Source organism: Cupriavidus sp. 30B13 (assembly GCF_049059565.2).
GTDB lineage: Bacteria > Pseudomonadota > Gammaproteobacteria > Burkholderiales > Burkholderiaceae > Cupriavidus.
Genome location: NZ_CP188224.1, coordinates 3,204,973 through 3,227,396, shown reverse-complemented (window position 1 = coordinate 3,227,396; position 22,424 = coordinate 3,204,973). Strand labels below are relative to the sequence as shown.

Annotated in this window: 20 protein-coding genes and 1 pseudogene; 18 read left to right on the top strand and 3 right to left on the bottom strand. The window is 66.2% G+C overall.

The window, feature by feature from the left end; genetic code table 11:
- Window positions 1–3 precede the first annotated feature (3 nt).
- The 11 genes and pseudogenes from ACKI2N_RS33475 to tssJ all read left to right on the top strand — a co-directional run bounded on the left by ACKI2N_RS33475 (window position 4) and on the right by tssJ (window position 15,107).
- Window positions 4–1,305: a sel1 repeat family protein gene (locus ACKI2N_RS33475; RefSeq protein ID WP_420997239.1), complete on the top strand. Its 1,302-nt coding sequence runs from the start codon at window positions 4–6 to the stop codon at window positions 1,303–1,305.
- A 26-nt stretch (window positions 1,306–1,331) separates the two neighbouring features.
- Window positions 1,332–2,633 (top strand): sel1 repeat family protein, encoded by a 1,302-nt coding sequence (locus ACKI2N_RS33470; protein WP_420997240.1) that lies wholly within the window; start codon window positions 1,332–1,334, stop codon window positions 2,631–2,633.
- A gap of 26 nt (window positions 2,634–2,659) precedes the next feature.
- Window positions 2,660–3,961: a sel1 repeat family protein gene (locus ACKI2N_RS33465; protein WP_420997241.1), complete on the top strand. Its 1,302-nt coding sequence runs from the start codon at window positions 2,660–2,662 to the stop codon at window positions 3,959–3,961.
- 26 nt (window positions 3,962–3,987) lie between these two features.
- Window positions 3,988–4,971, top strand: a pseudogene (locus ACKI2N_RS33460) (SEL1-like repeat protein); the annotation flags it as partial.
- Window positions 4,972–5,011: 40 nt separating this feature from the next.
- A complete protein-coding gene (locus tag ACKI2N_RS33455) occupies window positions 5,012–5,263 on the top strand; it encodes a PAAR domain-containing protein (RefSeq protein ID WP_420997242.1) in 252 nt (83 codons plus the stop codon).
- A gap of 69 nt (window positions 5,264–5,332) precedes the next feature.
- Complete coding sequence (locus ACKI2N_RS33450) at window positions 5,333–6,508, top strand: hypothetical protein (protein ID WP_420997243.1); 1,176 nt, start codon at window positions 5,333–5,335, stop codon at window positions 6,506–6,508.
- The gene (locus ACKI2N_RS33445) at window positions 6,508–9,978 is read left to right on the top strand and encodes an ImcF-related family protein (protein ID WP_420997244.1); all 3,471 of its coding nucleotides are present in this window, start codon (window positions 6,508–6,510) and stop codon (window positions 9,976–9,978) included. Before ACKI2N_RS33450 ends, ACKI2N_RS33445 begins: the two co-directional genes overlap by 1 nt.
- A 14-nt stretch (window positions 9,979–9,992) precedes the next feature.
- Window positions 9,993–11,573, top strand: coding sequence for a type VI secretion system protein TssA (tssA, locus tag ACKI2N_RS33440; protein WP_420997245.1), 1,581 nt, complete (start codon window positions 9,993–9,995; stop codon window positions 11,571–11,573).
- A 21-nt stretch (window positions 11,574–11,594) separates the two neighbouring features.
- Window positions 11,595–13,418: a type VI secretion system baseplate subunit TssF gene (tssF, locus tag ACKI2N_RS33435; RefSeq protein WP_420997246.1), complete on the top strand. Its 1,824-nt coding sequence runs from the start codon at window positions 11,595–11,597 to the stop codon at window positions 13,416–13,418.
- A gap of 2 nt (window positions 13,419–13,420) precedes the next feature.
- Window positions 13,421–14,479, top strand: coding sequence for a type VI secretion system baseplate subunit TssG (gene tssG, locus ACKI2N_RS33430; RefSeq protein ID WP_420997247.1), 1,059 nt, complete (start codon window positions 13,421–13,423; stop codon window positions 14,477–14,479).
- 76 nt (window positions 14,480–14,555) lie between these two features.
- Window positions 14,556–15,107: a type VI secretion system lipoprotein TssJ gene (tssJ, locus tag ACKI2N_RS33425; RefSeq protein WP_420997248.1), complete on the top strand. Its 552-nt coding sequence runs from the start codon at window positions 14,556–14,558 to the stop codon at window positions 15,105–15,107.
- A gap of 207 nt (window positions 15,108–15,314) precedes the next feature.
- Here tssJ and ACKI2N_RS33420 read toward each other — a convergent pair whose 3' ends face one another.
- The 3 genes from ACKI2N_RS33420 to flgA all read right to left on the bottom strand — a co-directional run bounded on the left by ACKI2N_RS33420 (window position 15,315) and on the right by flgA (window position 17,053).
- Window positions 15,315–15,773 carry a flagella synthesis protein FlgN gene (locus ACKI2N_RS33420; RefSeq protein ID WP_420997249.1) on the bottom strand — a complete coding sequence of 153 codons (459 nt, stop codon included), beginning with the start codon at window positions 15,771–15,773 and terminating at the stop codon, window positions 15,315–15,317.
- 48 nt (window positions 15,774–15,821) lie between these two features.
- Window positions 15,822–16,127 (bottom strand): flagellar biosynthesis anti-sigma factor FlgM, encoded by a 306-nt coding sequence (gene flgM, locus ACKI2N_RS33415; RefSeq protein ID WP_420997250.1) that lies wholly within the window; start codon window positions 16,125–16,127, stop codon window positions 15,822–15,824.
- A gap of 182 nt (window positions 16,128–16,309) precedes the next feature.
- Window positions 16,310–17,053 carry a flagellar basal body P-ring formation chaperone FlgA gene (gene flgA / locus ACKI2N_RS33410; RefSeq protein ID WP_420997251.1) on the bottom strand — a complete coding sequence of 248 codons (744 nt, stop codon included), beginning with the start codon at window positions 17,051–17,053 and terminating at the stop codon, window positions 16,310–16,312.
- A 220-nt stretch (window positions 17,054–17,273) separates the two neighbouring features.
- On the opposite strand from flgA, the gene flgB reads away from it, so the two are divergent.
- Genes flgB through flgH form a run of 7 tightly spaced genes read left to right on the top strand, consistent with a single transcriptional unit; the run spans window position 17,274 to window position 22,410 of the window.
- Entirely contained in the window at window positions 17,274–17,681 is a 408-nt protein-coding gene (flgB, locus tag ACKI2N_RS33405; protein WP_420997252.1) for a flagellar basal body rod protein FlgB, read from the top strand.
- Between the two features lie 7 nt (window positions 17,682–17,688).
- Window positions 17,689–18,096: a flagellar basal body rod protein FlgC gene (gene flgC / locus ACKI2N_RS33400; protein ID WP_420997253.1), complete on the top strand. Its 408-nt coding sequence runs from the start codon at window positions 17,689–17,691 to the stop codon at window positions 18,094–18,096.
- 22 nt (window positions 18,097–18,118) lie between these two features.
- Window positions 18,119–18,784 carry a flagellar hook assembly protein FlgD gene (flgD, locus tag ACKI2N_RS33395; RefSeq protein ID WP_420997254.1) on the top strand — a complete coding sequence of 222 codons (666 nt, stop codon included), beginning with the start codon at window positions 18,119–18,121 and terminating at the stop codon, window positions 18,782–18,784.
- Window positions 18,785–18,828: 44 nt separating this feature from the next.
- Window positions 18,829–20,094, top strand: coding sequence for a flagellar hook protein FlgE (flgE, locus tag ACKI2N_RS33390; RefSeq protein ID WP_420997256.1), 1,266 nt, complete (start codon window positions 18,829–18,831; stop codon window positions 20,092–20,094).
- 53 nt (window positions 20,095–20,147) lie between these two features.
- On the top strand, window positions 20,148–20,891 hold the full coding sequence (flgF, locus tag ACKI2N_RS33385) for a flagellar basal-body rod protein FlgF (protein WP_420997257.1): 744 nt from the start codon (window positions 20,148–20,150) through the stop codon (window positions 20,889–20,891).
- A gap of 53 nt (window positions 20,892–20,944) precedes the next feature.
- Window positions 20,945–21,730: a flagellar basal-body rod protein FlgG gene (flgG, locus tag ACKI2N_RS33380; RefSeq protein WP_420997258.1), complete on the top strand. Its 786-nt coding sequence runs from the start codon at window positions 20,945–20,947 to the stop codon at window positions 21,728–21,730.
- Entirely contained in the window at window positions 21,727–22,410 is a 684-nt protein-coding gene (gene flgH / locus ACKI2N_RS33375; protein ID WP_420997259.1) for a flagellar basal body L-ring protein FlgH, read from the top strand. The genes flgG and flgH overlap by 4 nt, the downstream gene beginning before the upstream one ends.
- The last annotated feature ends 14 nt before the right edge of the window (window positions 22,411–22,424 follow it).

The window sequence follows — 22,424 nt, the reverse complement described above, 5'->3', positions numbered from 1 at the left end:
GCGATGCGCACCGCACTAGCCGTTTTGCTGGCAGCCCTTACTTTTGCCGCTTGCTCCAAGGAAAATTCCATGCCAACCGTTCCCGACTTGGCTGCCATCCGCGCCAATCTGGTTTTCTCCTGTATCCACGAGGTGGATCATCTACCGCCGTTCCACCCCGAGGCCGACGAACTGTTCAAGTACGCACGCTATCTGCAGAAACGCCCGGGTCCCAAGGACTTCGATGAGGTAGCGCGTTACTACCGGATCGCGGCCGCGCATGGGCACTACAAAGCGAACAGTAACCTGCAGCAACTGGTGTCAGAGGGCCTGGCGTCATCACCCGATCCGGAGAAGGAGAGTATCGACCTGGCCAGCCAGTTGATTGACGCTGGCGTGCCGTCCGGCTACTACGACATCGGCTACTACCTGAATCTGGGCTATGGCCTGAGGCAGGACAAGGAGATGGCACTGCGCTATTTCCGCAAGGCCGCCGACCTGGGTAATGCGGATGCTCAGTTTCATGTAGGCAATCTGCTTGCTCCGTTGGACAAGGCCCCTGAGATTGCCAGGCAGATGCGCCAATGTGCGGCGGATCAAGGACATGGAAAGGCGGCCCATATCTTGGGTATTGATCTAAAGACCGATGGGCTCTATTCCGAGGCGATTCTGGTGATCCAGAAGGGAGTTGCGGCTGGCAATACACTCTCTGCCCTCGCTTTGGAAGAGGGTTTCAAAGGACCACTACCATCGGATGGATTGAATTACCTCGCGTTGCCAAATGATCCCGAGCGCTCACGGCGATATGGGCTGATCGGCAAATTTATTGACGGAAATGATGGCCGCAACCCCAAGGTGCCCGACATCGATCAGATCGTGCCACTGCCCCCGGCCAAACTGCCCCCCTGGGACGGCACCTTCCAGTGGCAAAAGGAACAGGACACCTCGGCGGCGCCGCCGAAGCCCTCGGATGAACTCGTCAACCGCCTGAGCCAATCCAAGCATCTCGATCCGGCCACTGGCCTGCCGTTGACGGTCTCGGCTAAGTCCGCTCAGGCAAGTCCTTCGCCGGCCGATGTAACGCTATTGCCGCTGGGCACCAAAGCGAACTCGGGCGAGCGCTGCCCACAAGACGGCGTGTGGTGCGTGCCCGAAGCCGTCGGCAAGATCGCCGGTGTCAGGCAGCGCTTCGCGAAGGGGGATATCTTGCCTCCGCTGACGGGCCCCGATCCGAGGGTCTTCGCATGGATGGATGACCTGCTGGGGGTGCGCCAACGAGCCGTCGCGGTGACGTGGGAACTGGTGGCCTACAGCGATCGGATATGACACGACGCGGCAGCGGACCTCGACCCATGCGCATCGCACTTGCCATATTACTGGTAGCCCTTGCAGCCACCGCCTGCTCCAAAGAGAAAGCCATGCCAACCGTTCCGGATCTGGAAGCCGTCCGCGCCAATCTGGCCTTCATCTGCGCCCAAGAAGCGGACCATCTACCACCGCTCGACCCCCAGGCCGACGAACTGTTCAAGTACGCGCGCTATCTGCATAGACGCCCGGGCCCCAAGGATTTCGATGAGGTGGCACGCTACTACCGGATCGCGGCCGCGCATGGGCACTACAAGGCCAACAGCAACCTGCAGCAACTGGTGTCGGAAGGCCTGGCGTCATCACCCGATCCGGAGAAGGAGAGTATCGACCTGGCCAGCCAGTTGATTGACGCTGGCGTGCCGTCCGGCTACTACGACATCGGCTACTACCTGAATCTGGGCTATGGCCTGAGGCAGGACAAGGCGATGGCACTGCGCTATTTCCGCAAGGCCGCCGACCTGGGCAATGCGGATGCGCAGTTCTACGTTGGGGACCTGCTTACCCCGTCGGACAAGGCCCCTGATATTGGCAAGAAGATGTGGCGATGCGCGACCGACCAGGGGCACGGCAAGGCGGCTGGCAGTTTGGGTTCTTATTTGAGCGTTGAGAAGGCTTTTCCCGAAGCGGTGGCGGCATTCCAGAAGGGGGTGACGGCGGGTAACTCGATGTCAGCATCTTTTCTCGAGAATGGCTTCAAGGGGCCGCCACCATCGAATGGACTTTATTACCTTGCGCTTCCCAACGACCCGGAGCGTTCCAGGCGTTATGAGCTAATCGGCAAGTTCATCGACAGGAACGACGGCCGCAACCCCAAGGTGCCCGACATCGATCAGATCGTGCCACTGCCCCCGGCCAAACTGCCCCCCTGGGACGGCACCTTCCAGTGGCAAAAGGAACAGGACACCTCGGCGGCGCCGCCGAAGCCCTCGGATGAACTCGTCAACCGCCTGAGCCAATCCAAGCATCTCGATCCGGCCACTGGCCTGCCGTTGACGGTCTCGGCTAAGTCCGCTCAGGCAAGTCCTTCGCCGGCCGATGTAACGCTATTGCCGCTGGGCACCAAAGCGAACTCGGGCGAGCGCTGCCCACAAGACGGCGTGTGGTGCGTGCCCGAAGCCGTTGGCAAGATCGCCGGTGTCAGGCAGCGCTTCGCGAAGGGGGATATCTTGCCTCCGCTGACGGGCCCCGATCCGAGGGTCTTCGCATGGATGGATGACCTGCTGGGGGTGCGCCAACGAGCCGTCGCGGTGACGTGGGAACTGGTGGCCTACAGCGATCGGATATGACACGACGCGGCAGCGGACCTCGACCCATGCGCATCGCACTTGCCATATTACTGGTAGCCCTTGCAGCCACCGCCTGCTCCAAAGAGAAAGCCATGCCAACCGTTCCGGATCTGGAAGCCGTCCGCGCCAATCTGGCCTTCATCTGCGTCCAAGAAGCGGACCATCTACCACCGCTCGACCCCCAGGCCGACGAACTGTTCAAGTACGCGCGCTATCTGCATAGACGCCCGGGCCCCAAGGATTTCGATGAGGTGGCACGCTACTACCGGATCGCGGCCGCGCATGGGCACTACAAGGCCAACAGCAACCTGCAGCAACTGGTGTCGGAAGGCCTGGCGTCATCACCCGATCCGGAGAAGGAGAGTATCGACCTGGCCAGCCAGTTGATTGACGCTGGCGTGCCGTCCGGCTACTACGACATCGGCTACTACCTGAATCTGGGCTATGGCCTGAGGCAGGACAAGGAGGTGGCACTGCGCTATTTCCGCAAGGCCGCCGACCTGGGTAATGCGGATGCTCAGTTTCATGTAGGCAATCTGCTTGCTCCGTCGGACAAGGCCCCTGAGATTGCCCGGCAGATGCGCCAATGTGCAGCAGACCAGGGGCACGGCGAGGCGGCAGGTACGTTAGGTATCGATCTGAAGACAGACAAGAAATACTCAGATGCACTGACGACGTTTCAGCAAGGGGTGAAATCGGGCGACACAATGTCAGCGTCCTTTCTCGAGAATGGCTTCAAGGGGCCGCCACCATCGAATGGACTTTATTACCTTGCGCTTCCCAACGACCCGGAGCGTTCCAGGCGTTATGAGCTAGTCGGCAAGTTCATCGACAGGAACGACGGCCGCAACCCCAAGGTGCCCGACATCGATCAGATCGTGCCACTGCCCCCGGCCAAACTGCCCCCCTGGGACGGCACCTTCCAGTGGCAAAAGGAACAGGACGCCTGGGCGGCGCCGCCGAAGCCCTCGGATGAACTCGTCAACCGCCTGAGCCAATCCAAGCATCTCGATCCGGCCACTGGCCTGCCGTTGACGGTCTCGGCAAAGTCCGCTCAGGCAAGTCCTTCGCCGGCCGATGTAACGCTATTGCCGCTGGGCACCAAAGCGAGCTCGGGCGAGCGCTGCCCACAAGACGGCGTGTGGTGCGTGCCCGAAGCCGTTGGCAAGATCGCCGGTGCCAGGCAGCGCTTCGCGAAGGGGGATATCCTGCCTCCGCTGACGGGCCCCGATCCGCGGGTCTTCGCGTGGGTGGACGACCTGTTGGGGAAGCGCCAACGAGCCGTCGCGGTGACGTGGGAACTGGTGGCCTACAGGGATCGGGTATGACACGACGCAGCAGCGGACCCCGACCCATGCGCATCGCACTTGCCGTATTGCTGGTAGCCCTTGCAGCCACCGCCTGCTCCAAGGGAAAAGCCATGTCGACCGTTCCGGATCTGGAAGCCGTTCGTGCCAACTTGGCCTTCACCTGCGTCCAAGAAGCGGACCATCTACCACCGCTCGACCCCGAGGCCGACGAACTGTTCAAGTACGCACGCTACCTGCAGAAGCGCCCGGGTCCCAAGGATTTCGATGAGGTGGCGCGTTACTACCGGATCGCGGCCGCGCATGGGCACTACAAGGCCAACAGCAACCTGCAGCAACTGGTGTCGGAAGGCCTGGCGTCATCACCCGATCCGGAGAAGGAGAGTATCGACCTGGCCAGCCAGTTGATTGAGGCTGGCGTGCCGTCCGGCTACTACGACATCGGCTACTACCTGAACCTGGGTTACGGGCTGAAGCAGGACAAGGCGATGGCACTGCGCTATTTCCGCAAGGCCGCCGACCTGGGTAATGCGGATGCTCAGTTTTTCGTGGGCGATCTCTTGGAACCATGGGACAAGGCCCCCGACATTGCTATGCAAATGTACCAATGCGCGGCCAATCAGGGCCATGGCAAGGCGGCCGGCATACTAGGTGTTAGCTTGAAGGGAAATCACCTCTATGCTGAGGCCGTCGCAGCGTTCCAGAAGGGCGTCATGGCGGGGGACACAACGTCGGCGTCTTTTCTGGAAGATGCTTTCAAGGGACCACCGCCATCAGAGGAACTCAATTATATGGCGCTCTCGAATGACCTCGAGCGCTCGCGGCGCTACAAGCAGATCTGGAAATTCCTTAACAGCAACGAAGGCCGGAACCCAAAGGTCTCCGACATCGATCAGATCGTGCCACTGCCCCCGGCCAAACTGCCCTCCTGGGACGGCACCTTCCAGTGGCAAAAGGAACAGGACGTCTCGCCGCCGCCGCCGAAGCCCTCGGATGAACTCGTCAACCGCCTGAGCCAGGCCAAACACCTCACGGCGCCGGCCCAAGTTCGACCATTCTGAGGAGAAAACATTGGCAGATTTCGTGCGCCTGGGTGATGAGACGGATCATGGCGGCAAGGTCATCAGCGCCTCGGCAACGATGCGCTACGAGGGGCGCGCGGTGGCCCGGAAGGGTGACCAGGTATCGTGCCCCAAGCATCCCGATGTGCGTCCCAACCTGATCATCGACGGTGACGACGCCACGAAGGATGACGGCGTGCCCATTGCCCGCCATGGCTATCGCGCCATGTGTGGCTGCAAGCTGATTTCGAGCCTCCGGTGAGCGTGTCCGATGCCCATTGAGTTACCGGATCTGTCCCCTGAGGTGGGACCGCCCACGCCGCCGAACCCCATGCTCTGGCTGGCGCTGCTGGTGGTCTGTCTCGCAGTTGGCGTCGGCTGGACCTTGCTTACCTGGCCGAAGGGCCAGCCGACAGGCACCCCGTGGTTCTGGATGAGGCTGCTGGGGTATCCCATCCTGGCATGGGGCGCCCTGTTCGGTTTGCGTCTGCACTTCCATGACGAGGACTGCAATGATCTGGCGGCCAAGGAGGCAGTCCGGCAGGCAGACCGCGAGGAAGCCGTTGCGTTCGGCACCGAGCCGCTGGCGGTGATCGGCGCCGCGTACCTGTGTGCGATGGCATCGGACGGCGTATCCGGGCGGATTGCCAACCGGGAATCCGCCCTGCAGGCACGCGCGCCGGCACCGCGTTCGCCGGCGATTCGTCATACACGGTTGGTATTGGCTGAAAACGGCGACAGCGGCGACCGTTACCGGCAGGCGTTCCACGCGTTGCTGACTGCAATCGCGGTGCCATTGCGCACCTTGCCGCCCAGGATGCCGGTCGACGTGCGGCTGCAGTTGCCAAAGGAGATCGATTCCGAGCCGCTTCTTGCGATGTGGCGCACGTGCTGGCATGGCTGCGGCTTGCGTCCGGCCGAGGTGACATTGATGCCTGTTGGGGAAGGCCTGATGCTGCTGGATGCCTGGCTGGACGAATACGGCGGTCCTGCCCTGGAGAAATTCAGCCTATTCGTCGCAGTCCAGTTGCACGATATACCGCCGGAAGGCAGTGGTGAGGTCGCCGTGGCTCTGCTGCTCGGCTGGGCGCCGTTGGCGCAGCGGCGAGACCTGGCACCCGTCGCCATGCTGCATCGCCCGGTAGCCTGCGACGCCGATGGGCTCGGCGGCGCTATCGAGGCCGCCATCCTGTGTGGACAGGCAGCGCCCGAGGATCTTCACCACCTGTGGCAATCCGGCTTGTCGAAGGCGGACAAGGTGGCACTACTCAGTAGCGCATCGGAGGCCGCCCTGGGCGCTGCCCGGGCGGATGGGTTGCCTGGGGTACATGATATTGACGCCGCGCTTGGCAACCCGGGCGTCGCGTCGGCCTGGATCGCCGCCGCGCTGGCCATAGAGCAGGCGCAGCAGAGCAACGCGCCGCAATTGATCGCTTGCCGCGAAGGTGCATTGCGGCTGGCGGTGGTGCGCCCCGTGGCGCCCCAGAGCGAATCGGAAGCGACTTGATGGAAAATCGAAAGAGTTGGGGATACCGGATCGCGGTCGTCGCCATCACCGCAGCCGTAGCCGCCACGCTGTATTTCATGGGCGGAGGCAGTGAGGCTGCCATCAGGCACGCAGAAATCGCGGGGCTGGCCGGCACAGCCGCACTCCTGCTGCGTGGTCCCAATACGGCAGCGTGGAGCGCCGTGGCTAGGAATTCAAGGGGGCGCAAGCGGCATCAGCGCGATCCCGCTGCGCGCTTGGGCAAGACCGCGCCATCCGGCGTGAATCTGGCGGCGTTGCAGCACGCGAACCTTAAGTTCGCTATGCGGGACCGTCATTGTCGCCACCTGCCCTGCCTGCTGGTGATGGGCGATCCTGCCGCCATAGGCCGGCTCCGGCCCGAACTGACCGAAGCGGGCTGGCTGCGCACATCCGACGCGTTGCTGCTGCATAGCGTACCGGGGCAGGATGGCATGCCGGACACGGCTTGGCTCAAGCGGATCTACAAGCTGCGCCGGCGCCGGCCGATCGATGCCGTGGTCCTCGTGACCGACGGCGAGGCCCAATTGCCATCCCAGAACCGTGGCCACCACCCCTATGGCCTCCACCTGGTCCGCATCGCCGAGGTGTTGCACTGGTCCGCGCCGGTCTACCTGCTCGATGTCGCGCTGACGGATGTGATCACCGACCGCGATACACCGGTGATCGGATGCGAGTTGCCGCAGCAAGCAGATGCTGCGGCCATCGGCAAGGCACTGCAGTCTTTGCGCGACCAACTATCAGATCGCAGCGTCGAGCAACTGATTCAGAACGGGCGCGACAGCTATATGGGGGCGTTGTCTCAGCGGCTCGACACGCGAGGCCCGGCGCTGGCTGGCTGGATTGCCGGACTGCGTGGCCACCAACGACAGCGCATCCCGCTCAGCGGCATCGTGTTCGCCCCATATCCGGGCTCTGCTGCCGATGCGGACGACGAGCCTGGTGCCGACTTGCTCCTCTGGCAGTACCTGGGCGAGGCCGCCCGCCGGCAACCGGGCCACCGGATCGGCTGGCATCCGGCTACGGTGTTCTCCATCCTCGTGCTGACGGCCATCGGCCTGTGGAGTGCCGGCATGCTGATGTCTGGCGCGCTGAACGCGCGGGATCTGCGCGCCGCCCGGCAGGCCATCCACCACATCCAATCGGCCCCGGATCCGGCTACCCGCCTGCGCGTCCTCGTGACGTTGCAGCAGCAGATCGAGCGTTACGAATACCGCACCCGGCATCACGCGCCGCTCGCGGCCCGCTTCGGGTTGAACCGCGACCGTGAGGTGCTGGCCGCGCTGTGGAAGCCCTACGCGCAGGCCAGCCGCCGATTGCTGGCGACGCCGGTCCAGCAGGACCTCGAGGCGGCGCTGGTGGACCTCGCGCAGATGCGCACCGACGCGCTGGATGAGCAGACCAGCCGCTGGGCGCTGGGCGGCCACGAAGGACTCAAGACCTACCTGATGCTGGCCACCCCCGAGCGTGCCGAGCCGGCCTTCCTGGCCCCGCAACTGGTACGACACTGGTCCACCGATGCCCGCATCACGCCGGGCGAGCGGCAGGACCTCGCCGAACGCCTGCTCAGGTTCTATGCGCAGCACCTCAAGGCGAACCCGGACTGGCGCATCGAACCCCGCCCGGAGCTGGTGGCCGGCGCTCGCCAGACGCTGCTAGCGGTGATCGGGGAGCGCAACGCCGAGGACACCATCTACCAGGGCATCCTCAACGCCTTCGCGAACAACGGCGGCAACAAGTATCCGGACGCCACCCTGGTCTCGCTGACGGCCGGCGCCGATCCCCGCGGGCTGGTGCGCACCACCGCGATCGTGCCCGGCATCTTCACGCGCCAGGCCTACGAGGGCTATGTCGCTCCCGCGATCGAGGCCGCCGCCAGGCGCAGCGAGGTCGCCAGCGACTGGGTGCTGACCGGCGGCAAGGCCCAGGCATCGCCGACGGAAGGCCGCTCCGCCGAGGTCCTGCAGGCTGCGCTGGGCGAGCGGTACTTTGCCGATTATGCAGACCGCTGGCAGGGCTTCATGAACAGCCTGCAATGGGAGCCCGCCCCCACGCTGCCGGCCGCCATCGATCAGCTCAAGCTGATGGCCGATGCGCGCCAGTCGCCGGTGATCGCGCTGATGAAGTCGCTCGAGTACCAGGGCGGCGCCGGCGCGCACAGGGATTCGCTGTCGGACACGCTGGTGGCCAAGGCCCAGGATTTGCTGGGCAAGAAGGCGGCGGGACCCGAGGCGATCAAGCCGGACGCGGCGGGGCCGCTGGGCGCCGCCTTCGGGCCGGTGCTGCGGCTGGTGGGACAAGGCCAGGCCGCCAATGCCGGCAGCAGCAGCGACCTGAGCCTGCAACGTTTCCTCGACCGCGCGACGGCGCTGCGCCTGCGCTTGCAGCAGGTCAGCAACAGCGCCGATGCCGACGCGCAGGCCCGGCAGATGGCGCAGGCGCTCTTTCAGGGCAAGGGTTCGGAGCTGGCCGACACCCAGGCCTATGCGCAACTGATCGCCGCGAGCCTGGGCAACCAGTGGGCGGGCATGGGCGAGACATTGTTCGTGCGCCCGATCGCGCAGGCCACGCAGACCGTGCTGCAACCCGCGCAGGCGAGCCTGAACGACGCCTGGCGGCAGGGCATTGCCATGGCGTGGGGCAAATCGTTCGCCGGGCGCTATCCGTTCGCCGACAGCGCCAACGATGCCTCCTTGCCGGAGCTGGCGCGCTTCCTGCGACCGCAGACCGGCGTGATCGGGGCGTTCCTCGGCATGCAGTTGGCCGGCGTGCTGGAACTGCAGGGCGATCAATGGGTGCCAGCGGCTACCGGCGGCCAGACGCTGGCCTTCGATCCGGCCTTCCTCAAGGCGGTCAATGCCCTGCAGCGCATCGCCACCCGCCTGCTGGCGCAAGGCGAGCCGCAGTACCGGTTCGAGTTCAAGCCAATCCCGACACCGGGCCTGACCGACACGCTGCTGACCGTCGATGGCCAGAAGCTGCACTACTACAACCAGCGCGAGACCTGGCAGGCGATGAACTGGCCGGCCAACAATCTGCAGGATCTGGGCACGCGGCTGCAATGGCAGACCGAGAAGGCTGGCACCAACAAGAGCTATGAGTTCGGCGGCCGCTTTGGCTTCGTGCGGATGCTGGAGCGCGCGCACGTCGAGCCGATGGACAGCGCGACCTACGAGTTGACCTGGCAGAGCACGCCGGACACGAAGGAACCGACAATCAGCGAGCCTGAGCCGACCACTGCTGACGCCGACAGCCTGGCGACGCGCCCTGCGAAGCAGCCACCGCAAACAGAGATGGCCTACCCGATCCGCTACCAGATGCGTACCGAAGTCGGCCAGGGGCCGCTGGAGATGCTGGCACTGCGGGGCTTTGTGCTGCCGTCGCGCATCTTCGTGGGCCGAGAACCGCAGGTGGTGCCGCGTGCCGCCTCGGCCCCGCGCGGTTCGCGCTAATTGTGAAGGAAACCATGTTCAGCAACCTCCTCAACGCACTGTTTGGCGCCCGCGCGCCCGCGGCGCTTGCCCGCTCGGCCCAGGCCCGCTGGGAGCCATGGCTGCAACCAATTCGCCCCGATGCCCCGGTTGGCGACGATCCCGGCTACGACGACGGCTTCCTCGCTATCAAGGAGGAAGTCGCCAAGCTGTCCGATATCGACGACGCGCTGATCGTGGAATCCGCAGGCGAATTGCTCAAGCATGTCGCCAAGGATGTGCGCCTGGCGGTCTACTATGCTTACGGATGTATGCGGCGCGAAGGTGCGGAAGGGGTAGCCTGTGGCTTCGAACTGCTGTCGGCGCTGATCGACCGTTTTGGCGCCCAGATGCTGCCCGCCCGCGCCGAGAGCCGCAAGGCCGCGCTCGAATGGCTGGCTGGCGCCACGTTCACCGACCGCCTCGACCGGGTGCAGGGTCTGACCGGCTTGCCCCTCGAGCGGACCCTCTCCGCGCTTGCCCTGATCCTGGAGCGCACCGCGCAGTGGCCGGAGCCCGCGCGCCCGGCTCTCGACGGGCTTTTCCGCCGTTTCGAGGGGCGCGTCGAGTCGCCATTGGCCACCGAGAGTACCGGCATCGGCGAACCATCAAGGCCATCCCCCGCCTCGTCGACTTTCCCGCCCGCCGCCGGCGAGGTGGCTTCCACGCGCGAGCTGCTCGACCGGGCGCGCCAGATGGCGCTCTTCCTGCGCGAGCAGCCCCAGGGCTATCTGGCAGCCTACCGGCTGATGCGCTGCGTGCGCTGGGATACGCTGACCGACGTGCCGCCGCATGAGGCGAGCGGCAAGACCCGCCTGGTGGCGCCGCGCGCCGAACTGCGCGCCCAGCTCAGGCGCCTGCTGCTGCAAAAGCAGTGGCCGGAGCTGCTCGACCGCGTCGAACAGGCTTTCGCCGAAGGCGCGAACCACTTCTGGCTGGACTTGCAGTACTACGCCTTCACCGCCCAGGACCAGGCGGGGGGCGAGTATGCCCGCGTGCGCGACCTGCTGGCGACCGATTGCGCGCTGATGCTCGAGCGCCTGCCCGGCCTCGATCGACTGGCCTTTACGGATGGCACGCCGTTCGCGGACGACACCACGCTGGAGTGGATCGCACGCCATGCCACCGTGCGCGATGTGGAGCGCGGCGAAGCGGTGGCGCCGGTATCGGTCGCATCCGCCAGCACCGACTGGGCGGAGACGGAAGCCCAGGCGGCCGACCTCGCCGCCCAGCAGAGCCTGGATGCCGCCTTCGCCTGGCTGCAGGGCCTGCCGGTGCCCGATGGCGAACGGGATCGCTTCGTCCGGCAACTGGTCATGGCGCGCGTGGCCGAACGGGCTGGCCGGCCGGACACAGCCTTGCACCTGCTGTCCGCTCTCGATCTGGCTGCCCAGCGCTTCCGACTGTCCGCCTGGGAGCCGTCGCTCGCGTTCGAAGCCAAGCAGCAACTGCTGCGGCTGCTCAAAGCCCGCCTGACCCGCAAGGACGCGGACAAGTCCACGCTGGCCCAGCGCATCGACACGCTGGTGGGCGACCTGACCGCCATCGACCCGGCCCGCGCGGTGACCCTCGCCTAGCTGTCGCACCAATTCTATTTCATGAACCATCCCACCCAAGACAACGAGATCCTGCGCTACTACGAGGCGGAGATGCGCTACCTGCGCGAGGCCGGGAAGGAGTTCGCCCAGGCGTTTCCGGATCGCGCACGCATGCTCAATATCGACCGCATCGGCGAGCGCGATCCCCACGTTGAACGGCTGTTCGAGGGCTTCGCCTTCCTGATGGGGCGGCTGCGCCATAAGCTCGACGACGAATTGCCGGAGCTGACCGAAGGACTGGTCAGCATGCTCTGGCCGCATTACCTGCGCATGATTCCCTCGCTGTCGATCCTCGAGCTGACCCCGACCGCCGGCGCGCTGCAACGCCACGAGACGTTGCCGGCCGGACTGGAAGTCACGTCGGACCCGATTGAGCTGAGTACCCAGGCCGCCAACGGCGGCGACAGCGTCGAGTGCATCTATCGGACCACGCAGCCGGTCGATTTGTACCCGCTTCGGCTCACTGAAGCCAGTGCTCACGCGCGCGAGGATGGCCGCTCGGTGATCCGGCTGCGGCTCGCACTCCAGATGCAGGGGCGCCGCGAGCACCTGGCGGTGCCGCGCCTGCGGCTCTACCTCCATGCCGACCGGCCACTGGCCCTGGCGCTCTATGCCGCGCTCACCGCCGAGCCGCTGGCCGTGCAGGTACGGGTCCCGGGCTACCCGGCCGACCGGCCCGGTGCACCCCAGCCGATGGCGGGCTTGCGCCTGGAGGCGGCGGGATTCGCGGCCGAGGAGCGCCTGTGGCCCAAGCCCGACAATGCTTTCGGCGGCTACCAGTTGCTGCTGGAATACTTCACTTTCCCCGAGAAATTCATGTTCGTGGACTTGGTGGGGCTGGATATGGACGCCATCCCGCAAGGTGCGGAGCATTTTGACGTGGAGGTGGTACTCCACAAGCCGTTTCCGGACGACATGCGCTTTTCGGCCGAGAACGTGCGGCTTTTCTGCACGCCCATCATCAACCTGTTCGCGCTCGAAGCCAACCCGATCTCCGTCACCCACTTCGAGACCGAGTACCGGGTGCGGGCGATGGAGCAGCACGGGCAGCATGTCGAGGCGTATTCCGTCGACACGGTACGCGGGTTCGAAGCCGGTAGCGGCCGGCGCTTCGAGTACGCGCCGTTTGCGGCGTTCCGCCACCGGGGCGGCATGCTGCGCCACGAGATGCCGGAGCGCTACTTCCACACCCGCATGCGTCGCGGTCCCTCGGGCAGGTTCGACACCTGGGTCGTCCTTGGCGGCCATGCTTGGGAACAGCAGCAAACCTTGCCGCAGGAAACCCTGTCGCTATCGGTGACAGGCACCAACGGGATGCTGCCGCGCAAGGGCTTGCGCGAGGCCGGGATCACCCGCATGCGCGGCGGCTTTACCAATATCGGCACGGTGCGCAACCTGACCGCGCCGACCCTGCCGGTATATCCCCCGACCGGCGACCGCTTTCACTGGCGGGTGCTGTCCCACCTGGCACCGAACTACCTGTCGCTGCTGGATGCCGAGGTCTTGCGCGGCAGCCTGGCGCTATACGACTGGACGGACGGGGAACTGAACCGCCGGCGCATCGATGCCATTTCCGACGTGCGGCATCGCCCGCTCCAGAAGCTCGTCAAGGGTGGTCTGCTGCGTGGCGTGGAGATCGTGGTGACCCTGGACAGCACCCGCTTTGCCGGTGCGGGCGACGTGGAACTGTTCGGCGAGATGCTCAACCGGTTTCTGTCGCTGTACGCGACCGTGAACTTGTATACCCGGCTGGTGGTCGTATCGCAGCCCACGGGCAAGCGCCTGGCCTGGCCCGACAGCAAAGGGGAGGGGCCCCCATTTTGAGCATGCCAGACCAGATCGTGACGTCCTTCCCGGCCGGCGACTTGCTGCCGGCGCTGCTCGCCAATGCGCCACGAATGAATGTCTTCCGGCTCTGCGAGCTGATCGAGCTGTCCGCGCCGCGGCACCCGCCGCTGGGCACGACCGATTCCCCGGCCAACGAGCCGGTGCGCTTCCGCTCGCATGGGCGGCTGGGCTTTCCGGGGCGGGAAATCCAGTCGGTCGAGCACGACAGCGACCACCCTGGCCGGCCGCCCGTGGTCCGCACGACCTTCCTTGGCTTCTATGGCGTCGATGCGCGCATGCCGTCCTACTTCGTGGACGAGATTGCGCAGCGTCGTGACGGAGCCGAGCCGCTCGCAGCCTTTCTCGATCTGTTCCACCACCGGATTGTCACGCAGTTCTACCGCGTCGCGCGCAAGTATCGCTATCCGGCGGGTTTCCGTCCGGGCGGGCGGGACGAGGTGTCGCGCTATCTGTTGAGCCTGCTCGGGCTGGGTTTCGGCGAGAGGGACGCCGGCCAGGACCGGATCGAGGACACCGTCGGCACGCAGAAACTGCTGTCGATGCTGGGGCTGGCCAGCCAGCGCACGCGCACGGCCGAAGGCCTGGCCGGCGTGCTGCAGCACGCCGTGCCGGACGCCCGGATTACGGTCGAGGAGTTCTACCCCGTGTGGGTGCGCCTCGACGCCGACGAACGGATGCCGCTCGAGGAGAACTGCGTGCTGGGACGCGGCTTCTACGATCGCGCGAACACCGTGCGCGTGGCGATCACGCCGCAGACACGGGAATCGGTGCTGGAGCTGATGCCGGGCAGGCGCATGCATGGAGAGGTGATGGCGCTGCTGCGCTTTTATCTCGGCTACGCAGCGCATGCTTGCCTGGAGATGCTGGTCAGGCCTGCGCTGATGCCGGCACCAGCCCTGAATTCGGACCGGGTGAGCCTGGGTTACACCACGCAATTGCAGTGCACTGCGGCAACGGAAGCCAACGACGCCGGCGGCGCCATGACGCGCATGACGCGCGTGCGACTTGGAACATGGAACGGAACCGGCGCGGCGTAGCAGGCGGCAAAGCTGCGCCGGTCGTGCGCCAGACGGATGCAACACAAGAACCTGACACACCAAGAGGATCAAGACGATGAGGCGACAGCTTCAAAATGGAGCCGGACTGCTGGTTGCCGCCCTTATGGCCGGCTGCGGCGTTGCGCAAGGGATAAAGGACAGCACGGTGGAGGCCGCGAAGTGGGCCTTCACGACGCAGGTCAAGACCATGAACCTCGACCTTACGAGCCGGTCGGCGCTAAATACGAACGGCGCCGGACAATCGTTGTCGACGGTGGTGAGGATTTACCAACTGAAGACGCCGCAGGCCTTCGAGCAACTGAGCTACGCGCAACTGCAGGCCGACGATCTCGAGTCGCTCAAGCCCGATCTGCTGGCAACCAGGGACGTCATCGTGCGCCCGGATGCGAGCGTGAGCCTGAGTGAGCCGATGCACGCCGATGCCGAGTATGTCGGCGTGGCGGCGCTTTTTCGCGGGCCGGACAAGGAGGCGGTGTGGAAGCTGGTCGTGCCGAAAAAACAGTGGAAGAAGTCCGATCCGGTGAAGATCGAGCTGCGGGGCAGCACGCTGCAGTTGGCGGGCGTCGATGGCCGCGCATCGAGAACGGCGATGTCGTCCGGCGTTTGACGAGGGCGTAGCCGGCGGCCGGCCCGCAAATTTCTCGGCAGATGACCGTGGGAGCTTCCGCCGGGCGGCTTTTTCGCTACGCCGGCCGGCTCGCCGGAGATCCGGAATCCGGCGTGGCCACCGCGCTTGCCCGCGCTTTGCGAAACAAAACACGGCCCGCCTTCCCCGCAGAAAGGCGGAACCGCTTCCCCCTTGGCACCCCCAGCCTCAGCCCGCCGCCAGGCTCACACCCTGCGGGCCCTGCTGGGTGCGCCCGTCCTTGCCATACAGCGTCCCCGTGTCGCCCCGCTGGCGCAACGTCTGAATCGCTTCCTGCGTGAACTCCAGGTGCGCGTCCACCACGGCCGCGTTGAGCGTGTTGGCGTCGCGCGCCATGCGCGCGGTGAAAAGCAGGTTGCGCCAGGCCGTCTCGATGGCGGGAGACAGGTCGCGCCCGGTGATCTGGCCGCCGGCGCCGAGCCGGATCCCCATCGCTCCCATCTGCGCCTCGCGCGTGCGCGTCTGCGTCTGCAACAGGCCGGCCAGCTCGACCTTGCGCTCCAGCAGGCCGACCAGCGCCTGGTAGTCGCCCGCCTTGATCATGGCGCGCTCTTCGCCCAGCACGGCGGCGAATTCCTTGGACAGCTCGGTTTCCCGGGCGAGGTTCTGGATCAGGGACTGGCTCATGGCTTGCCTATGTTACGTGGGTTGGCTTGGCCGCCGCGGTGTGATGCCTCAGGCGCCGCCGTTGAGTTCGCGCAGCGACGCCAGCAGACCGTCTGCGATCTTGCTGGGGTCGATCTTGATGCGTCCTTCGGCGATCGCCTGGCGGATTTCATCCACCTTGGCGGTATCGATATCGTCGTCGTGGTCCTCTACCAGGCGCGCGCCGATCTCGCGCACCTGCGCGGCCAGGGGGCTGACGTGCACGCCGGCGGTTTCCGGGGCTGCGGCGGGTCCGGTGGTGGCGCCCGCCACGCTGCGCACGGCGCCGTCGGTGGCGTCGGCCGGCCTCGAGGAGGTGGTCTGATTGATCTTCACGGTGATTCCTTGCTGGGTTCCTCTGGCTTATCGGACGGCGGCGGCAGAACTTTAGGGCCGCCCCGGCCCGATTCGGGCCGTCCGGGTGCAGGCCTGGGATGCCGGCTGCACATGCGCCGCCGGGGCCGCCAGGCGGCGCGCCATTGTCTCATGAGACGGCGGCGCTACCCCGGCGTGCCTGCCTATTGTTGCAGCACCACCGTGTCGCCGTTGCGTACCAGCGCGTTGACCACCTGGCCGTTCTTGAGCCGTACCTGCACGTTGTTGCCGGCGGCCGCGTCGGCCATCACCTTGCCCTCGCTGCTGAGCTGGAAGGAATCGCCTTCCACCACCACCGTCACATTCTGGCCCTGCCGCACGGCAATGGCCTTCTTCAACAGGTCCATGCGCATCGGCGAGCCCGCGGCGATGCGGTTGGCGACCACCGCGCCCGCCACCTGGGCGGGATCGGTCACCACCGCGCGCGGCAGGTTGGACAGGTCGCCCTGGCGCACTTCCAGGTCGGTCGGGTCCAGCGGCTCGCCCGGCGCGAGGTTGCGGGCCGCTACGTAATAGTCGGCCACCACCGAGACGCGCGCCTGGACATAGCGGGTCCATGGCCGCTCGCCGCCGCAGCGCACGCCGACCGAGATGCGGCCCCAGGGCGAGGCGCCCGGCGGCAGGAACGGCTCGGGCAGGGGGCAGTCCGGGGCGCGCCCGCCCGACGGCGGCACCAGCTGGATGCTGGCCTTGCCGGGCAGGCCGGCGGTCTGGCGCTCGAGGAACTGTTCCACGGCGGCGCGCACCGGATCTTCGGCAAACGGCGCGGGAGGCGCGGCCCGGACGCTGCCGGACAGGGCGCCGCCGGCGGCCAGCACGCAGGGCAGGGCGCGCGCCAGGGCGCGCCTGAGGGCGCGCAGGAAGGCGGCGCGGAAACGAGGATTCATGTGTGCATCCAGCAAGGATCGGACCGGCGGCGCGCCCGGGGCGCGCGGGCCGTGCCGCGAAAACAGGACCCATTGTAGGCAGCCGCGCCTTGCGGCTCGTGTCGAAATACGCAGGTTTTTTTGCCCTATTCGCGCGATTGGGATGACAGGCCCGAACCTAAGATGGCACACCTGAAGAAGGTCGACCTTCGTCGCTCTCTCCCTCCAGCGAGACACAGACATGATTGACAGACTCGATGCGGCATTGCGCTTCCAGCAAGAAGCGCTGAGCTTGCGGACCCAGCGGCAGTCGGTGATTGCCTCCAATATCGCGCATGCCGACACGCCCGGCTACAAGGCGCGCGATTTCGATTTCTCCAGCACGCTGGCGCAGACCGTCGAGCGCGGCAAGCGTGCCGAGGGCGTGTCGCTGTCCACCACCTCGGTGCGGCACTTGCCGGGCCAGGCGCCGGTGGCGGACGACATGGACCTCCAGTACCGCATCCCGATGCAGTCGAGCATCGACGGCAATACCGTCGAAATGGACACCGAGCGCGTGGCGTTCGCCGACAACGCGGTGCATTTCGAGTCCGGCCTCACGGTGATGAGCGCCAAGATCAAGACCATGCTGTCGGCCATCCAGCAGTGAGCACGCCATGCCAGCAATGAATATCTTCGATGTCGCCGGCTCCGCCATGGCTGCGCAGTCGCAGCGCATGAACGTGACCGCTTCCAACCTGGCCAACGCGGACAGCGCGGTCACACCCAACGGCCAGCCATACCGCGCCAAGCAGGTCATCTTCGGCCTGGCTCCCACCCCGGGGCAGAGCGAGGTGGGCGGCGTGCAGGTCGAGGGCGTGATGGAAGACCCGTCGCCGCCGCGCATGGTGCACAACCCGACGCATCCGCTGGCCAATGCCGACGGCTACGTCACGATGCCCAACGTCAACCCGGTGGAGGAGATGGTCAACATGATCTCGGCCTCGCGTTCCTACCAGGCCAACGTCGAAGTGCTCAACACCGCCAAGACCATGATGCTCAAGACGCTGACCATCGGTCAGTGACGCCCAGAAAACAGGACCCGCAATGACTAGCACCTCCTCCGTCGACACCAGCAGCCAGGGCATCAACAATGCCCTGCAAGGCAGCAGCGCCAGCGCCGCCGACCTGCAGAACAACTTCCTGACCATGCTGGTCACCCAGATGAACAATCAGGATCCGCTCAACCCGATGGACAACTCGCAGCTCACCTCGCAGCTCGCGCAGATCAGCCAGGTGAGCGGCATGCAGACCATGAACAACACGCTGCAGGCGCTGCTGTCCCAGGTCGCGGCCAGCCGCGCCATGGATTCGGCGTCGCTGATCGGGCATACGGTGATGGTGCCGGGCAACACCACCACGGTGGCCGGCGGCGTGCCGACGCAGATCGGCGTGGACCTGCCGTCCACGGCCGACGCGGTCACGGTCAACGTGCTCGACAAGGACGGCAACATCGTGCGCACCATCGACATGAAGGGCCAGGTCGCGGGCGTGCACGACATCACCTGGGACGGCAAGAACGATGCCGGCGTGCCGGTGGCGGACGGCGACTACACCTTCAAGGTCGCGGCCACCGCCGACGGCAAGGACGTCTCGCCGGTCGCGCTGGTCTACGGCAAGGTGAACAGCATCAGCGGTGACTCCACCGGCGTGCTGGTGGATATCGGCAACGGCCGCACGGCGTCCGTCGACGACGTACGCCGCATTCTTTGATTTATCTGCGATTCGTCAGCTAACCAGTTTATTAGGGGAACATCATGGGTTTCGGTCAAGGGGTAAGCGGCATCAACGCCGCAGCATCCAATCTGGACGTCATCGGCAACAACATCGCCAACGCCAATACCGTCGGCTACAAGCAATCGACCGCGCAGTTCGCCGACGTGTACGCCGGCACCAAGATCGGCCTGGGCGTGTCGGTGAACTCGGTGGTGCAGTCGTTCAACCAGGGCAATATCGAATCGAGCGGCAGCCCGCTCGACGTGGCGATCACCAACGGTGACGGCTTCTTCCGCATGACCGACTCCACGGGGTCGGTGTTCTACTCGCGCAATGGCCAGTTCCAGCGCCAGCCGGACGGCAGCATCACCAACGCGCAAGGCCTGGCACTGACCGGCTACCCGGTCGGCACGACCGGCGGCGGCGCCGTGCAGCCGCAGCCGCTGGTGATCCCGAACACCACCATGGCCGCCCGCGCGACCAGCGCGCTGGCCATGTCGTTCAACCTGGACTCCGGCAGCAAGGTGCCCGCCACGCCGTTCTCCAGCACCGGCCCGCTGCCGGGACCGCCCCCGGTTCCGGCTGCGCTGCCGACCAGCGACATGTTCAACTACAGCACCGGCGTGACGGTCTATGATTCGCTGGGCAACGCCCGCCAGCTGACCGCGTACTTCTCCACCGGCACCCCGGGCGCCGGCACGCTGCCCGCGCCGAATGCCGGCGGCACCGACTGGACCATGAACCTGACCGACGCGGCGGGCAACGTCGTCAGCACGACCACGCTGCAGTTCGGCCCGAACGGCAACCTGGTGGTGCCGGCAGCCGGCGCCACCACCAACATCGCGCTGCCCGCCGCCAACGGCGCGGCCGCGATGAGCATCGCCATGAACCTGACCGGCACCACGCAGTTCGCCGGCGACAACGACACCAAGCCGCCGGTGCAGGACGGCTATGCCGCCGGCAGCCTGCTGGGCTTCGCGGTGCAGCCGGACGGCACCATCCTGGGCAGCTACTCGAACCAGAAGACCCAGGCCCTGGGCCAGGTCGTGCTGGCGAACTTCGCCAACGCGCAGGGCCTCAAGCCGGAAGGCAACAACGTGTGGTCGGAGACCGGCTCGTCGGGCCCGGCGGTGGTCGCCGCGGCCGGCGGCGCCTCGGGCACGCTCAAGTCCAACGCGGTGGAAGCTTCCAACGTGGACCTGTCGGGCCAGCTCGTGAACCTGATCGTGGCGCAGCGCAACTACCAGGCCAACGCGCAGACCATCAAGGCGCAGGACACGGTCATGCAGACCCTGGTCAACCTGTAACCGAGCAGCACAGCATGCCGCCGGCCCGGGAGGGCCGGCGCTGAGGAAACGCCATGGACCGCATGATCTATACCGCCCTGTCGGGGGCCAAGCAGACGCTCGACCAGCAGGCCGCGGTATCCAACAACCTGGCCAACGCCTCGACGCCGGGTTTCCGCGCGCAGGTCAACATGTTCCGCGCGGTGCCGGTGGTGAGCAACGCCTCGCCGACGCGCGCGTTCACGCTGGCCTCCACGCCGGGCGCCGACATGAAGGCCGGCCCGCTGACCTACACCGAGCGTGCGCTGGACGTGGCGTTGCAGGGCAATGGCTGGCTGGCCGTGCAGGCGCCGGACGGCAGCGAGGCCTACACCCGCGCGGGCTCGCTGCAGGTCTCGCCCGACGGCCAGCTGCAGACCAGCACCGGCCTGCCGGTGCTGGGCGACGGCGGCCCGATCGCGGTGCCGCCTTCGGCCGAGGTCACCATCGGCAGCGACGGCACCATCACCGTGCGCGGTCCCGGCGACACCGCCCAGGGCCTGGCGCAGATCGGCAGGCTGCGCCTGGTGAACCCGCCGCCGGACTCGATCGCCCGCGGCGACGACGGCCTGTTCCGCCTGCGCCCCGGCGCGCAGCCGCTGCAGCAGGACGGCAACGTGCGCGTGCTGACCGGCGCGCTGGAGGGCAGCAACGTCAACCCGGTGGAAGCCATGGTCGACATGATCGCCAACGCGCGCCGCTTCGAGATGCAGATGAAGATGATCCAGGGCGCGGACACCAACGACCAGCGCGCCAACCAGCTGCTCTCGACCAACTGATTTTCTTGAATTGACGTGCCGCCGCGCCAAGCGGCGGCCATGTGAGGACAAACATGATCCGCTCTCTCTGGATTGCCAAGACCGGCCTCGATGCGCAGCAGACGCAGATGGACGTGATCTCGAACAACCTGGCCAACGTGTCGACCAACGGCTTCAAGCGCAGCCGCGCGGTGTTCGAGGAACTGATGTACCAGACCGTGCGCCAGCCGGGCGCGCTGTCGTCGGACCAGACCAACCTGCCCTCGGGCATGCAGCTGGGCACCGGCGTGCGCCCCGTGGCCACCGAGCGCATCCACACCCAGGGCAATCCGCAGCAGACCGGCAACAGCAAGGACGTGGCCATCATCGGGCAGGGCTTCCTGCAGGTCACGATGCCAGACGGCACCACCGCCTACACGCGCGACGGCTCGTTCCAGACCGACCAGAACGGCCAGCTGGTGACGTCCAGCGGTTTCGTGATCCAGCCCGCCATCACGCTGCCGCCCAACTACACCTCGCTGACCGTGGGGCGCGACGGCACCGTCTCGGTCACGCAGCCGGGCTCGAGCGCCAACGTGCAGGTCGGCCAGCTCCAGCTGGCGACCTTCCCCAACCCGGCCGGCCTCGAAAGCCTGGGCGAGAACCTGTACGTGCAGACCGATGCCTCGGGCGCGCCCAATGCCACCGTGCCCGGGCTGAACGGCGCCGGCACGCTGCAGCAGAACTACGTGGAGTCGTCCAACGTGAACGTGGTCGAGGAGCTGGTCAGCATGATCCAGACCCAGCGCGCCTACGAGATCAACAGCAAGGCGGTGCAGACCTCCGACCAGATGCTGCAGCGCCTTACCCAGCTCGGATGAACATGATGGCCTCGCTGATCCGCCTGGGCGCGCTCGCCCTGTGTTGCCTCGCGACCGGCTGCGCGATGGTGCCGCGCGAGCCGCTGGTCCAGCTTCCCACCACCGCGCGCGCGGAGCCGCGCTCGGTGGGGCCGTCGAGCGGATCGATCTTCCAGGGCTCGTACGCGGGCAATCCGCTGTTCGAGGATCGCCGGCCGCGCAACGTGGGCGACATCCTCACCATCGTGATCAGCGAGAACGTCAACGCCAGCAAGAACTCCGGCACCAACGCCACGCGCACTTCCAACAGCGCGCTGACGTTCGATGCCGTGCCGAAGGCGCTCGGCGGCTTGTTCAGCAGCAGCCAGAACGCCAGCATGAGCGGCGCCAACGGCCTGAAGGCCAGCGGCGGCGCCAGCGCCGCCAACACCTTCAACGGCACCATCACGGTGACCGTGCTGGAAGTGCTGCCCAACGGTAACCTGGTGGTGTCCGGCGAGAAGCAGATGGCCATCAACCAGGGCGCGGAATTCATCCGCTTCTCCGGCGTGGTCAACCCGCGCACGATCACCGGCGACAACGCGGTGCCGTCCACCCAGGTGGCCGACGCGCGCATCGAGTACACCGCCAAGGGTTATATCGACGAAACGCAGAACATGGGCTGGCTGCAGCGTTTCTTCCTCAATGTCTCACCGTACTGATGGCTGACCGCATC